This window comes from Paenibacillus sp. J22P169, from assembly GCF_059691995.1.
The window spans coordinates 2,537,602-2,550,320 of the sequence record NZ_JCAUAO010000001.1; the positions used below are offsets into that span (position 1 = coordinate 2,537,602).

The 12,719-nt window shown below is 44.6% G+C and carries 11 protein-coding genes; all 11 read right to left on the minus strand.

Going from position 1 to position 12,719, the window contains the following annotated elements; all coding sequences use genetic code 11:
• Window positions 1-9: 9 nt before the first annotated feature.
• The 11 genes from AC58QG_RS11670 to iolE all read right to left on the minus strand — a co-directional run bounded on the left by AC58QG_RS11670 (window position 10) and on the right by iolE (window position 12,704).
• Window positions 10-1,089 carry a Gfo/Idh/MocA family protein gene (locus AC58QG_RS11670; protein WP_497362212.1) on the minus strand — a complete coding sequence of 360 codons (1,080 nt, stop codon included), beginning with the start codon at window positions 1,087-1,089 and terminating at the stop codon, window positions 10-12.
• A 120-nt stretch (window positions 1,090-1,209) separates the two neighbouring features.
• Window positions 1,210-2,889 carry a type 2 periplasmic-binding domain-containing protein gene (locus AC58QG_RS11675; protein ID WP_497362213.1) on the minus strand — a complete coding sequence of 560 codons (1,680 nt, stop codon included), beginning with the start codon at window positions 2,887-2,889 and terminating at the stop codon, window positions 1,210-1,212.
• 60 nt (window positions 2,890-2,949) lie between these two features.
• The gene (locus AC58QG_RS11680) at window positions 2,950-3,822 is read right to left on the minus strand and encodes a carbohydrate ABC transporter permease (RefSeq protein ID WP_497362214.1); all 873 of its coding nucleotides are present in this window, start codon (window positions 3,820-3,822) and stop codon (window positions 2,950-2,952) included.
• 45 nt (window positions 3,823-3,867) lie between these two features.
• A complete protein-coding gene (locus AC58QG_RS11685) occupies window positions 3,868-4,797 on the minus strand; it encodes an ABC transporter permease (RefSeq protein WP_497362838.1) in 930 nt (309 codons plus the stop codon).
• A 627-nt stretch (window positions 4,798-5,424) separates the two neighbouring features.
• Entirely contained in the window at window positions 5,425-6,438 is a 1,014-nt protein-coding gene (locus tag AC58QG_RS11690; protein ID WP_497362215.1) for a LacI family DNA-binding transcriptional regulator, read from the minus strand.
• Window positions 6,439-6,513: 75 nt separating this feature from the next.
• A complete protein-coding gene (gene iolB, locus AC58QG_RS11695; RefSeq protein ID WP_497362216.1) occupies window positions 6,514-7,332 on the minus strand; it encodes a 5-deoxy-glucuronate isomerase in 819 nt (272 codons plus the stop codon).
• 21 nt (window positions 7,333-7,353) lie between these two features.
• Window positions 7,354-8,394, minus strand: a complete 1,041-nt coding sequence (gene iolG / locus AC58QG_RS11700) for an inositol 2-dehydrogenase (RefSeq protein WP_497362217.1) — start codon at window positions 8,392-8,394, stop codon at window positions 7,354-7,356.
• Window positions 8,391-9,269, minus strand: coding sequence for a class II fructose-1,6-bisphosphate aldolase (fba, locus tag AC58QG_RS11705; RefSeq protein ID WP_497362218.1), 879 nt, complete (start codon window positions 9,267-9,269; stop codon window positions 8,391-8,393). The genes iolG and fba overlap by 4 nt, the downstream gene beginning before the upstream one ends.
• A 32-nt stretch (window positions 9,270-9,301) precedes the next feature.
• The gene (locus AC58QG_RS11710; RefSeq protein WP_497362219.1) at window positions 9,302-10,747 is read right to left on the minus strand and encodes a CoA-acylating methylmalonate-semialdehyde dehydrogenase; all 1,446 of its coding nucleotides are present in this window, start codon (window positions 10,745-10,747) and stop codon (window positions 9,302-9,304) included.
• Between the two features lie 30 nt (window positions 10,748-10,777).
• A complete protein-coding gene (iolC, locus tag AC58QG_RS11715; RefSeq protein WP_497362220.1) occupies window positions 10,778-11,788 on the minus strand; it encodes a 5-dehydro-2-deoxygluconokinase in 1,011 nt (336 codons plus the stop codon).
• Window positions 11,789-11,795: 7 nt separating this feature from the next.
• A complete protein-coding gene (gene iolE / locus AC58QG_RS11720; protein WP_497362221.1) occupies window positions 11,796-12,704 on the minus strand; it encodes a myo-inosose-2 dehydratase in 909 nt (302 codons plus the stop codon).
• Window positions 12,705-12,719: the final 15 nt, after the last annotated feature.

Below are 12,719 nucleotides of genomic sequence, written 5' to 3' on the forward strand. Positions count from 1 at the left end.
TCCGATGTTTTAGTCAAAATAGACAGCTTTTCCGGTTCTATTTGATTCATAGATCGCTTCTAGAATTTCGGAAACGACACAGGATTGTTCGGGAGTTACGACTGGCTCTGTATCATTGATAATGGCATTGATCCACAAACGAATTTCTTTATCCTGCATTGTTTCTTTCTTACCTTCGTAGAAATCCGCGCCCTTCGCTTCGAATTGCATTTGGTTCACATAGAGGCGGCTATGTTTTTCACCATTGATACGCAAGCCATCCTGCATATCGGCTCCGCCTTCCGTACCGCAAAGTGTCGTTTTCGCTTCTTTGGTATCAAGGGTATTAAGTGCCCAGCTCGCTTCCACCATAATCGTTGCGCCATTCTTCATGACGATCATGGCAAAGGCGGAGTCTTCCACTTTAAATTTCGCTGGATCCCAAGGACCCCATGAATTTGCCGCATTTTCCTTACGTGAAAGTTTATGATAAGCGGTGCCGAGCACCACCTTAGGTTCATAGTTATTCATTAACCAAAGCGTTAAATCGAGCGCATGTGTACCAATATCGATCAGCGGCCCGCCGCCTTGTTTCTCTTCATCCAAGAAAACTCCCCAAGTGGGAACGCCACGTCTGCGAATAGCGTGCGCTTTGGCAAAGTAAATTTCACCTAAATCGCCATCTTCAATCACTCGTTTCAAATGTTGACTGTCTGCACGGAAACGATTGTTATAACCAATCGTTAGTTTCTTACCTGTACGTTTCGCTACTTCTACCATACGGCGTGCATCTGCTGCTGTTTTGGCCATTGGTTTTTCACACATCACATGCTTGCCTGCTTCCAAAGCAGCAATTGAGATTTCTGCATGTGTATCATTAGGTGTACAAACGTGAACGACATCAATCGATGGATCTGCGAGTAATTCACGGTAATCATCGTATACCTTGGCTCCAGGTGCTCCGAACTTCTCAGCTGCTTTATGTGCACTTGCAGGAAAAATATCAAAAAAACCAATAATTTCGACTTGCTCAATTTTGCTCAAACTAGGTAAATGTTTCCCTGTTGCAATTCCGCCACATCCGATGATGGCTACTTTTACTTTGTTCACTGGTGATTCCTCCCATGATGTAAAGCTTATTTCTACGTATTTAAAGAAGATGCTGGATATCGATGAGCTACCTGCATATGCAGGCAACCGTAATCGATATCCAGCTTCTCAAAGGTACTATTACTTCACGAACTCCATTTGTTGTTTGACAATTTCTTTCGCATCTTTAGCAAGGAACGCTGTACCTTTATTCTCTGCATACCATTTGTTCATAAACTCTTCAAGCTGTTTGCCGCCTGCTTTATCCCAAGCCGCTTTTGAATCGTTAATCGCTTGGTCTGCCGAGTATTTAGCACCGCTAAGGATGGCCTTAACGAAGAAATCGTTTTTCTCTTTAAGAATGGTTGTATTAATGACATTAAGATCAGCAGGAAACACTGGCATATGATCCCCTAGTGTAATACCTGGATACTCTCTTGCTGGATCGAAGTAAATCTTCTGAGCAGCTTGGAACATTTGCAAGTATGCTTTTTGTTCAGGCAACAAATCAGGATTAGATAGAGGGGCCAAGACATAATTACATTTATCAACGCCTGATGAGAAGAACATTGAGTAATCCAAAGCGTATAAAACCTCATTTTTGGACTTTTCCGGATCAATAACTTGCGGACAGCCGTTTGCTGCTTTCTTCCAGTGAGTGCCTTCGTCCCCGAAGATTATTTTACGAGCAGTTTCCGGCTTCATCATGAAGTCAAGATAGCGGCCTACCGCTTCTGGGTCCTTCGCCTTGGCATTCACAACCGTTGTCATTTGAACCGGATTATCGAATGCGCCAGTAAATGTTCCCATTGGTGATTTTGGATAGCCTAATGGCGCCACTTCTCCAGTAGGGTTGTTCTTTTTGAAAGTAGTTAAGTCAAGGTCCGCAGAAAATTTAACGAAAATCCCCATTTTCCCATTCAAGAAGTCTTGCTTAGCCTTATTGCCGTCTTTATCATTAATATAGTCCTTGTCTACGATGCCCGCATCATAGAGACTCTTCTTGAACGTGAGGGAAGCCTGTTCTTTGTCCCACGCACGAACAACCTTGCCGTCCTTAATATCCCAAGCCAATAGGGTGGCTGATGAATTCTCACCGAAAATCTCATTAATGGCTTGCTCCGAATAGGTGCTCATGTTCATGCCGTACGTATCTTTCTTGCCATTCCCATCTGGATCTTGCTCAACAAACGCCTTCGCCACCGTATATAATTCTTCCGTTGTTGTCGGCATATTAAGATTCAGCTTTTTCAACCAGTCCGTGCGAATGTAGAGTATATGAGCAGCTGTCGCTTCTTTCACCTTACCAATCTCGTAAAGCTTGCCATCTGCTTTGGTTCCTGCTTTTTTCAACTGTGGATATTGGGTAAGTAATTTCTGATATTCAGGCATGTATTGCAAGATGTTGTCGATCGGCATCAATTGTTTTTGATCATACAAACTGCCTCTGAATGGTGTATTATACTCGTTGATGATATCCGGAGCAGAACCGGAAGCAAACAGAACATTCAATTTTTTCGTAGAATCGCTGCGTAGGATTGGGACTTGCTTTACATTGGCTGGTCCACTTTGGTTAATGAACTTGGTCCAGCGATTCTCTTCATAGGTACCTTCTGAAGCCGGTACGCCTCCCCGATCATAAATGGTGACCGAAACATCCCCGCGTTTAGCTGGTGTTGCCGCGGCAGGCTTGGTTGAAGCGGTTGAAGTGGTTGGTGCTGTTGATGCTTCTTCTTTTTTGTCGCTGCTGCAACCAACTAATGTTGCACCTAAAGCGACTACCCCTACTGACATTCCAAGCCATAGTTTCTTGTTTTCCATGTGCATCTTCCCCCTACAATTTTTATAATAACGTTTTAAAAAACGGGAACACCAGTTTCATTACCCCTTAACCGATCCTAGCATAACTCCCTTGACAAAATACTTTTGCAAGAATGGATATACGACCAGCATCGGTACAACCATGACGACTACACCGACAGCTTTCACCATCTCCGTAGCAACTGTTGCTTGTTCCTCCAAATTAAGCGAAGGTGAGTTCAACAAGTCATTTTTCTGCAGCATCCCTTGGACAACTACAGTTAAGTTCAACATCTCACTTTTATTGATGTACATGAGCACGTTCATAAACGAATTCCAGAAGCCGATTCCATAGAATAACGCAAGCGTAGCCAGCATGGGAAGTGAAAGCGGTAAAATGATCCGAATAAGCAGTGAAGTATCATTACAGCCATCAATCCGTGCAGCTTCCTGCACTTCATATGGAATATTCTCGAAATAACTTTTCATAAGAAGCATATTGTAGGTACTGATGAAGCCGGAAAGCCATAAAGCCCAGTAGGAGTCAATAAGGTGCATGTTCTTAATCACGAGATATGTGGGAATCAACCCTCCCGAGAACAGCATGGTGAACACCATACCTAGAACCAGATACCGCCTCCCAATCAGATAGGATCTAGATAACGGATAAGCAGCTAATATGGTACCTAATAAACTTAACCCCACACCAATCACAGTGATGATCACACTATTTTTAAAAGCGCTCCAAGCAGGGCTGGCGATGAAGAAAATTTTATAAGCTGTGAACTCTAAACCCACAGGCCAGAAGAAGACATGACCTGATTCAACAGCCGATCGCTCACTTAGAGAAAGAGCTATGATATGAATAAATGGCAGAATACAAGTTAGGGCGATTAATGCGAGCACTAAATAATTGATTGCATAAAATATTTTTTCTCCGTTTGTCGCTTTCATACAAATCCTCCTTCCACGGATGTTGAACTTGATGCATACATGATTCTAGAAGAGAGCCTGATCGAATTTCTTAGCGATCCGATTAGCTATAAGCACTAGACTACAACTAATGATAGATTCAAAGAATCCCATTGCTGTTGTTAAACTAAACTGTGCATTGCCTAAACCAATTTTATAAATATAAGTACTTATGACTTCTGAAACATCCGAAACTCCAGCGTTCTGTAAGTTATAGACTTGGTCAAAGCCTACTTCCATAATCTTACCCATCGCTAAGATGAGCAATAAGATGATCGTGTGACGAATACCTGGAATCGTTACATGCCACATTTGACGCCATTTTGTAGCCCCATCCATGGCAGCCGACTCATAAAGCGAGGGATCAATCGTCGTTAGTGCAGCTAAGTAGATGATGGTACTGAATCCCATCTCTTTCCAAATTCCTGATCCCACGAAAATGGCTAACCATGAGTTGGACTCGTAGAGGAAGTTAATCGGTTCAATTCCAAATAAGGCAAGCACCTTATTAATCGAACCATAATCCGTTGCGAATAGGGACAACACGATCCCGGAAACAATAACCCAGGAGAAGAAATGCGGTAGATAGACAATCGTTTGCACCCAACGTTTGAACCAAGATTTCCTAACCTCATTCAGTAAAATAGCAAGGAATATCGGCATTGGGAATCCAAATATCAAACTTAGAAAACTCAACCAAAACGTATTCCACAAAATTTGGAGCGTATTGGAGCTTGAGAATAATATCTTGAAGTTTTTCAGTCCCACCCAAGGACTGTTTAAAATTCCATCTGCAAAATTGTAATTTTTGAAAGCGATAACAAGTCCGCCCATAGGCCAATATTTGAATAAAATATAGTAAGCAATAACAGGGACCAGCATGATAAACAAAGGAATGTTCTGCTTCAGCCTTCTTCTTCGTTTTAATCGCAAGGCATCTAATTTTCTTTGGGCCATCTGGATGTCAGGAGTTTTAATAATATTCCCATTCATGTTTGCTTCACTCCTTTACTTCAATGTTATAAACCTATAATATAAGTTTTCATTGGAAAAACCCTTAAAAAATTATAGAAGAAACTATAAATTCATTGGGTCATTTCTAGTGGATTTTTCCACATAAACATCTAAATATCTATAGATATTTGTGCTTGCAAAGAGTTCTCGGACGCCTAGGGACTAGCTGATCACGTTTTCTGGAAAATAACTGGAAAAAATGCAGTTATTTCTGCAAAAATGGCTCGTATTCTCGTTTTAACTGTAAAAAATGTAGGTAATTCCCTACGAAATGCTCATTTCAGCGAAATTCTCTGTGATTAGCTGTAGGTAATCCATCTAATCAATGTTTGAACAGAAATACACCCAAATTAACTACAGGAAATCCATCTATTCGTGGTAGAGGCCTGATAGATCAACAGGAGATCTATCTATTCGTGTGGAGCCCGATAGATCAACAGGAAATCCATCATTCGCGTGGAGGAATCGACTTTTTCGGAAACCGAAAACCTAAAACCTAAACATCTCTTAATGCAAAAAAACTGCCTCCCCAAAAGGGAAAGCAGTTTTCTCTTCCTTATACCTATACCATCATCTTGCAGGAGCTGCTGTGGATTGCCTAATGATCAGTTCCGGAGGCATAACGATACGTTGCTTAGCTTGCGATTGCTTCTTTAGCTCTAGAATTAGGAGATCGACGACTTGCTTGCCCATGGGCTCTATCGGCTGTGCAATCGTGGTTAGCGGAGGATCTGTCACAGAAGCTAGAATGGTATTATCGAAGCCTATGACGGATATATCCTCAGGAACACGCAACTTTAATTGCTTAGCAGCTTGTAAAGCACCAATCGCGAGCATATCATTACAGCAGAAAAGTGCGGTTGGTCTCTCGGCAGGCGGTTTCTCAAGGAGTTCAATAGCCTCACGTTTTCCGTCTTCTACCGTGTAGCGACAGTTGCGCACTCGCTCTTCGGGCAGTTGGATACCCGCTTCCGTCAAGGTGCTCATGAAGCCTTTGACCCGCTCTCGGCTGCTTGTAACTTTGGTATGTTCAGCAAGAATTGCCATGCGTGTATGACCGAGCTCCAAGAGATGCTTAGCCGATAGCGTACCGCCAACAAAATCGTCAACAACGACGGTATGTACAGCCAAATCTGGCATCTCTCTGGCAATCATGACAACGGGAATCGAACGCTCCATAAGGGGTGTAAGCATTTCCTTATTATCCATCCCGGTCCCGATAATCATACCATCCACGCTTTTTTGCTGGAGTAAGGACAAGTATCGTTCTACACGTTCGTCTTTATTATCGGTACTGCATATCACAAGACTGTATCCCAATTTGTGTCCTTGATCCTCGACAGCTCTCGCGATTTCTGCAAAGAACGGATTCGAAATATCAGGGACTAGCAATCCTAATGTATATGTCTTCTTACCTGTCAGTGCGGAGGCGATAACACTTGGCTGATAATTGAGCTTCTCCATCACTTTCAGAATTTCAGTGCGCCGTTCTTCACTGATTTTCCCTTTACCGTTCATGACTTGGGAAACCGCCGCAATCGATACTCCGGCTTCTCTCGCCACATCGTAAATGGTTGCCTTCATCCTACTACCCCATTTTTCTTGAAGAATACAGTTATTCCCCCATTATGACGGGGCTTTTCGGAACTTGCAACCGGCTTACTTCTCGCTTGGTTTGGTCATGATCCAGGCATGGTCTGGGTCATTATGAAATTTCCATGTCCGCGTAGGTCCAGCCATGACATTCAAATAATACACATCATAGCCCGGAGGCGCAGATACGGGATGATAGCCACGCGGGACTAGCACGGCTTCACCGTTCTTAACAATTAACGTCTCATCAAGTGAACGATCATCCGTGTATACCCGTTGAATTGCAAAACCTTGCTCGGGCTGGACGCGGAAATAATACGTTTCTTCCAAAAAGGATTCATCTGGAAGGGCATCACGATCATGCTTGTGCGGCGGATAACTGGACCAATGACCGTTCGGTGTAAATACTTCGACAACAAGCAAACTATCCGCTGGCTCGCTCTCAGGTAAAATATTATGAATGTAACGCTCGATATTACCATACCCTCGCGTTTCAACGCCTACTTGCGCAGGAGCAATCAAGCGTGATCGATGATTCCCCGCGCCAGGAGCTGAGCAAATAGCGAGCTGTAGGGAGGTTAAAGCCGTCACTTCATAGCTATCATTAGTGGTAACATAAACGGAATACGGAGGAATCTGCTCAAACACGCTCATGCGCTGACCAATCCCCTGCCAATGTTCTTCCTTCGTTTGAACATCAGCTCTGCCGCTCAACAGCACGAGGCAAACCTCTTGATCGGCGGTTTCACGTCTCAAGGTTTCCCCTTCAGCTAGTTGAACAACTTCAAATCCAACATACTGCCAGCCTGCCGATTCCGGTGTGACTTGTAAAAGGCTGCCTTCCTCATTCGGAGAAGAAGCAGGTGTTACAATTAATTTGGACATCGTAACGTCTCCCTCTTTCCTCTAAACTACTGAAGATTGCTTAAGCAATTCCAAGGCTTCGCTCACTTTCACTGGTCTCCCCAAACGGGAAGATAGCTTCGCAGCAAGTGCAATTCGTTCAGCTTGAACGCCGTCATCGCCACTAACAGGCACACACTTATCATTCAAAATCGCATCAATAAACATTTGCGTTTCTTCAATATAAGCTGCTTGATAACGCTCAAGGAAGAAATGCATAGGCTTATCACTCACTATTGCGTCAGCTGTTGAAATCACAGCCGTATTCGGATGATCATTCGCAACTACGACACTGCCCTTGGAGCCAAACACTTCAACACGCTGGTCATACCCATAAACAGCTTGACGGCTGTTATCAATCACACCAAGCGCGCCATTTGCGAATCGCAGTGTCACAACCGCTGTATCCACATCACCGTGCTGAGCAAAATCCGGGTTAATCAGTACATTCCCAACCGCAAAAACTTCTTCAACCTCGCTGCCAGACACATAGCGAGCCATATCAAAATCGTGAATCATCATATCCATGAAGATACCGCCTGATACTTTCACATAATCGATGTGAGGCGGGTTCGGGTCGCGGGAAGTAATTTTAATGATATGCGGATCACCAATACCACCAGATTGCACCACTTCTTGAACGCGTTTGAAATTATGATCAAATCGACGGTTAAAGCCGATTTGCAGCTTCACGCCTGCTTTTTTAACTTCATCAATGGCTGATTCTGTTTTCGTGATCTCCATCGAGATTGGTTTTTCACAGAAAATATGTTTACCTGCACGCGCGGCTTGCACAATCAACGGCACGTGTGTATCTGTAGAAGAACAAATGAAAATGGCATCGATATCTGGATGAGATATAAGTACGTTGCTATCCTTTGTAACAATAGCGATATTGCGGTCTGCTGCCCATGCTTCTAACTCAGGACCTGCAAACAGATCACTTACTCCCATAATTTCAACTTGCGGGTTCCGCAATAAATTGTCCGCGTGGATTTTACCAATACGGCCTGCGCCGATAATACCGATTCTAACCTTTTTCATCCTACGTTCCCTCCCGCTTTACCAGCGCTTCCGAATAATTGGATTTTGGCTCTTACTGATGCGATAATCGCTTCCCTAGCTGGGATTAAATAATTCCTAGGATCATACGCATCCGGATGATCATTCAAAAATGTGCGAATCGTTGCTGTACAAGCGATTTGATTATCTGTATTGACGTTAATTTTAGCTGTACCACAGGCAATTGCTTGGCGAATTTCGTCATCTGGAAGCCCGCTTCCCCCATGCAGCACAAGGGGTACTCCTGTCAGCGCTTTAATTTCAGCCATACGTTCAAAACCAAGCTTTGGCTGTCCGCGATAAGGACCGTGCACCGAGCCAAGCGCAGGGGCTAAACAATCGATGCCAGTTTCACGAACCATTTTCACACAATCCACAGCCACCGCATACATGCCATCAGCATCATCCACAACCAGATCATCTTCACGTCCTGTGATTCGACCTAGCTCTGACTCCACGGAAACACCAAGCACATGCGCAGCTTGCGTCACTTGACGCGTAACTTCGATATTATGCTCAAGCGAGTGATGGGAAGCATCGATCATCACCGAGGTAAATCCAGCGTGGATCGCTTTAATACATACCTCATACGAACTGCCGTGATCCAAATGAAGCGCAACCGGCACTGTAATGCCATAGTGCTCGATCAAGGCTTTCACCATGCCTGCAATACAGGGCAGTCCACCCATATAGGGAATGTACGCCTCACTAACACCAAGAATCACGGGTGCCTGTTCGAGTTGTGCCGCTTGTAAGATCGCCTGTGTGAATTCAAGATTATTCAAATTAAATTGCCCAACGGCATATTTACCCTCTAACGCCGTCTGCAGCATGTCTTTCATTGAGACGAGTGTCATGAATTTCTCTCCTTTCTAGCGGAAACTCGCTGTTACCAGCGAGCCGTTACCATCTTTTTACGTGTATAGAATTCCACGCCATCCGTACCGTTGGCATGCAAATCGCCGTAGAAAGATTTTTTCCAGCCAGAGAATGGGAAGAAAGCCATCGGTGCAGGTACACCAAGATTAACGCCAAGCATCCCAGCATCAATCGTTTCACGGAATTGGCGTACGTTGCTGCCATCTTGCGTGAAGAGACATGCGCCATTTGCGAACTCGGAACGGTTGGAAAGCTCAATCGCTTCTTCCAACGTGTTAACGCGAACGATGGAAAGTACTGGAGCAAAAATTTCATCTTCCCAAATTTTCATCTCGCATTGTACTTGATCGAAGATTGTTGGGCCAACGAAGTAGCCTGATTGCCCAGTCGCTGCGTCTTTACGACCATCGCGAACCATAATGGCGCCTTCATTTTCACCGATTTCAATGTATTTCAATGTACGATCTTTGTGTCCGCCACGAATGACAGGACCTAAGAACACACCTTCATCATTGCCGTTACCAATCGTAATCGCATCTGCCGCTTCAAGCAGCTTGCTGACTAGCGTATCCGCTACATCGCCTACAGCCACCACGACGGAGCATGCCATACAGCGCTCACCTGCTGAACCGAATGCCGCGTTCGTGATTTCCTTCACCGCAATGGATAAGTTCGCATCCGGCATGACGATTGAATGATTTTTCGCGCCTGCTAGTGCTTGAACGCGTTTCCCATTCGCTGCAGCTGTTTTATACACATATTCTGCAACTGGCTGGGAGCCAACGAAGGAAATTGCTTTAATGTCTTTGTGCTCGAGAAGACCATTCACCACATCATGTGCTCCATGCACAATGTTAAGCACACCCGCTGGTAAACCAGCTTCGTGGAACAATTCTGCAAGGCGATTAGCCAAGTGAGGCGTACGCTCCGATGGCTTCAATACGAACGTATTACCACAAGCGATCGCAAGTGGGAACATCCAGCAAGGTACCATCATCGGGAAGTTAAATGGTGTGATTCCGCCAATAACTCCGATTGGGTAACGGTACATACCGGACTCAAGATTGGAAGCAATATCCGGTAGCTGTTTGCCCATCATCAGTGTAGGTGCACCAGCGGCGAACTCAACACATTCGATACCGCGAAGCACTTCACCGTAAGCTTCGGAGTAGCTTTTTCCGTTTTCTTTCGTAACGATGCGAGCCAGCTCTTCCCAATGATCAACTAGAAGCTGTTGGTATTTGAATAAAACTCTTGCTCTCTTCGGTACAGGTGTGCGGCTCCAAGATTGAAAAGCTTCTTGCGAATTGCGAACCGCTTGATCTACTTCTTCTTTGGTCGAAATTGGAATATAAGCTAGAATCTCTTCTGTTGCAGGATTATAAACAGGCTCCGTTTGTGTTGCGGATGATGCGACCCATTCGCCGCCAATCCAGTTTTTCAATGTATGTGTCATATCGATTGCTCCTTTAATTTTAAGTAGTCATTATGAAGCCGTGATTTCTCCGCGATTGCAACGTTCAATATAATCATCCACTTGTGCAGCAGTTGGCATAGCATCCGAGCAGCTATGGCTGGAAATGACGATACACGCAGCAGCGCTTCCGTATTCCATACTTTTCTCCAGCGTCCAACCTTGCATTACCCCATAGATAAAGCCAGCAGCATAAGAATCACCAGCTCCAAATGTCTTAACTACTTTAGCTGGGAAACTCTTTGCGCGATGACCAACACCATCTGGTGTGTAGGCGATAGAACCGTCTTTTCCATGCTTGATAATGACAATCTTCGCTGAATAGTCGAACCATTTGGCAGCCGTGATGTGGTCATCCTTTTCCGGATTATGCTCAAATTTCTCCATCATATCGAACTCTTCGCGTGTACCAAGTATGATATCGCATTTCTCAGCAGCCAGATTATAGTACACAGCCGTTTCTTCCGGTGATGTCCAAGTGTATGGACGGTAGTCAAGATCAAATACGATCACTGCGCCATGCTTTTTCGCGTAATCCAACGCTTGAAACACAGCTTCGCGCGACGGGCTTTGAGCAAGAGCCGTACCGGAAATCAGCAATACTTTTGCACCAGCGATCAATGATTCCTGAACTTCATTCGGAGTCAGCTTCAAATCAGCCACGTTATCGCGATACATCAAGATACTGCAATCGGTTGGACTTTTAATCTCGGTAAAAGCTAATCCTGTCACAGCCCCTGTACGATCCGTTACAACATTGCTAGTATCAATGGAATTCTTCTCTAGATAGGTAGCAATGAAACGACCCATTTGATCATTAGCGATTTTGCCGATAAAAGCTGTTTTCATCCCTAATCGGGACATACCGATCGTAATGTTCGCAGGCGACCCGCCAACATACTTCGTGAACGTCATCGTCTCTTCCATTGGACGGTGAATTTCGTTCGCATTCAAATCGATACATAATCTGCCGATTGCTACAAAATCAAGTGATTTCGCTTGCGGAAAAGTCACATAGGTCATGGTCTTATTACCTGCTTTCTTTGATTAATAAGGAATGGATATAGTTCAGTGCATTCTTCGCATATTCGTAAGCATTATGTGTTGCAGGGTCTTGCTCGCCTTCGAGCATCGCCCATCCTGTATATTCACGAGCCAATAATTCTTTGAAAATCGGTGCAAAATCAAGACATCCATCCCCTGGAACGGTAAACACCCCTTTGCGAATACAAGTTACGAAATCAACTTGCTCGGCGCGAGCTTCATCAAGTACGGCTTGACGAATATCTTTCAAGTGTATATAAGCGATTCGGTTGTAATGTTTGCGTAGTACCGTCAACGGATCTCCACCACCATAGTAGGTGTGCCCTGTATCAAACAACAGGTAGACCAAGGAAGGATCAGTCAGCTCCATCAATCGATCTATTTCTTCTGGTGATTCAACAACCGTTCCACCGTGGTGGTGGTAGGTCAGCTTCAGTCCATACTCTTGGGCAATGGCTCCAGCGCGATTAAGCCCTTCCGCTAAGCTCTGCCAGCCTGCTTCATCAAGGCGAAGCACTTCTTTCTCGTTCGGTGTACGACGCGGATCAAAATGAAGTGATCCCCCGACTTCCGCTGTAGAGATCACCGTGCTGCCCATTTCTTTTAGAAATTGCGCATGCTTGCGGTAGGCTTCCAGCTCTTCTTCTCTATATGCAGGATCTGAGAATAGGACGGATTTCCACTGGGATACGAGGCTGATGCCTCTATCTGATAACTCTTTCTTCAGTACGTTGATATCCGTTGGGTATTTACGCCCCATCTCTGTTCCAGTCAATCCAAGCTTTTGAATATCATCTACGATCTGTTCAAATGTGGTATCAGCGCCATGTTCCTTGACGTCCTCTCCCACCCAATTAATAGGATGAATGCCTAGCTTAAACGGTAGTTCTTCCATCGTGAGGTCACCTCT

What these genes read in the sequence shown, in the direction of transcription:
- AC58QG_RS11675 (WP_497362213.1), bottom strand. Translation starts at nt 2,889, where the DNA reads ATGGAAAACAAGAAACTATGGCTTGGAATGTCAGTAGGGGTAGTCGCT.
- AC58QG_RS11680 (WP_497362214.1), bottom strand. Translation starts at nt 3,822, where the DNA reads ATGAAAGCGACAAACGGAGAAAAAATATTTTATGCAATCAATTATTTA.
- AC58QG_RS11685 (WP_497362838.1), bottom strand. Translation starts at nt 4,797, where the DNA reads ATGGCCCAAAGAAAATTAGATGCCTTGCGATTAAAACGAAGAAGAAGG.
- AC58QG_RS11690 (WP_497362215.1), bottom strand. Translation starts at nt 6,438, where the DNA reads ATGAAGGCAACCATTTACGATGTGGCGAGAGAAGCCGGAGTATCGATT.
- iolB (WP_497362216.1), bottom strand. Translation starts at nt 7,332, where the DNA reads ATGTCCAAATTAATTGTAACACCTGCTTCTTCTCCGAATGAGGAAGGC.
- iolG (WP_497362217.1), bottom strand. Translation starts at nt 8,394, where the DNA reads ATGAAAAAGGTTAGAATCGGTATTATCGGCGCAGGCCGTATTGGTAAA.
- fba (WP_497362218.1), bottom strand. Translation starts at nt 9,269, where the DNA reads ATGACACTCGTCTCAATGAAAGACATGCTGCAGACGGCGTTAGAGGGT.
- AC58QG_RS11710 (WP_497362219.1), bottom strand. Translation starts at nt 10,747, where the DNA reads ATGACACATACATTGAAAAACTGGATTGGCGGCGAATGGGTCGCATCA.
- iolC (WP_497362220.1), bottom strand. Translation starts at nt 11,788, where the DNA reads ATGACCTATGTGACTTTTCCGCAAGCGAAATCACTTGATTTTGTAGCA.
- iolE (WP_497362221.1), bottom strand. Translation starts at nt 12,704, where the DNA reads ATGGAAGAACTACCGTTTAAGCTAGGCATTCATCCTATTAATTGGGTG.